1 protein-coding gene and 1 pseudogene are annotated in these 1,473 nt (G+C 71.7%); both read right to left on the bottom strand.

Annotated elements, in window-relative coordinates; genetic code table 11:
• Positions 1-84: 84 nt before the first annotated feature.
• On the bottom strand, positions 85-621 hold a 537-nt coding region (locus AOK17_RS53280), incomplete at its 5' end, for a DUF58 domain-containing protein (protein ID WP_483855196.1).
• A gap of 2 nt (positions 622-623) precedes the next feature.
• A pseudogene (locus tag AOK17_RS53285) lies at positions 624-1,379 on the bottom strand (DUF58 domain-containing protein); the annotation flags it as partial.
• Positions 1,380-1,473 lie beyond the last annotated feature (94 nt).

Here is a 1,473-nt window from a genome sequence, read left to right on the forward strand (position 1 = left end):
GCGGGGGCTTTCTTGCGTTTCGGGGCTGTTTATGGCGGGGCTTTTCCTCTGCCGCCTGCCTGCCCCCCTGTATTTCTGCCGTGATTAAAGGCGGCCCGCTGCCTTGAGTGCCAGATATGCGTCCGCCAAGGCCGGCGGCAGGTCGTTCGGGGTCGCGTCGACGACAGTCACTCCGTGGCGGGTGAGTTGTTCCGCGGTGCGATGACGTTCCGCCTGGGCCTGCGCTGCCGCGGCGGCCTCGTACACGGCTTCGGTGTTTCCCCTTGCGGCTGCCATTCGCGCGATGTGGGGGTCGGACACCGAAGCGACGAGGACTGTGTGGCGCTGGGTGAGGCGGGAGAGTACGGGAAGCAGGCCTTCCTCGATGGGAGCCGCGTCGAGGGTTGTGAGGAGCACGATCAGGGAGCGGCGGGGGGCCGTGCGGAGAGCGGTGGAGGTCAGGCCGCGGGCGTCCGTTTCGAGGAGTTCCGGTTCCAGGCGGGCCATGGCGTTGACCAGGGAGGGAAGGACGTCGCCTGCGGATCGGCCCTGTACGAGGGCTCGTACTCGGCGGTCGTATGCGAGGAGGTCCACGCGGTCGCCGGCGCGGGAGGCCAGGGCTGCCAGGAGGAGGGCCGCGTCNNGGGGATGTCTCCGACGCGGCCTGCTGACGTGCGGCCCGTGTCGAGGATCAGGAGGATGTGGCGGTCGCGTTCGGGGCGCCAGGTGCGTACGGCGACCGTGGTCTGGCGGGCGGTGGCGCGCCAGTCGATCGAGCGGGTGTCGTCGCCGGGGACGTACTCGCGGAGGCTGTCGAATTCTGTGCCCTCGCCGCGGGTGAGGACGCTGGTGCGGCCGTCGAGTTCGCGTAGCCGGGCCAGCTTCGAGGGGAGGTGCTTGCGGCTGGTGAAGGGGGGCAGGACGCGTACCGTCCAGGGGACTTTGTGGCTGCCCTGGCGGGCGAGGAGGCCGAGTGGGCCGTACGAGCGGATGGTCACGCGGTCCGCGTGGCGGTCGCCGCGGCGGGTGGGGCGCAGACGGGTTGTCACGCGTCGGCGTTCGCCTGCGGGGACTGTCAGCTCGTGGCGGGACGAGGCGATCTCCGTGCCGGGCTGCCAGCTGCTCGGGGGCCAGGCGTCGCGGATGCGGGCGCGCAGCGGGCGGCCGGACGTGTTGGTGACCGTGAGGGTGACGTCGGCTGTTTCGCCGAGGCGTGCCGAGGTGTCGCCGGAGCGGGTCAGGCCGAGGCGACGTACGGGGGCCGCCAGGGCGAAGTCGCAGGCGCAGGCGAGGGCCAGTGGGACGTTCACGGCGAGGATGCCCGTCCAGCTGGGCTCCCAGATGCCGACGGGGAGGGTGCCGAGGGCCGCCAGGAGCGCGGCGCGTCCGGTGAGGGCCATCAGCGGGGTACGGGGACGTGGGCGAGGATCGCGTTGATGACCGAGTCGGCCGTCACGCCCTCCATCTCTGCTTCCGGGCGGAGTTGGATGCGGT

The sequence above is a fragment of the Streptomyces phaeochromogenes genome, assembly GCF_001418655.1.
Classification (GTDB): domain Bacteria; phylum Actinomycetota; class Actinomycetes; order Streptomycetales; family Streptomycetaceae; genus Streptomyces; species Streptomyces phaeochromogenes.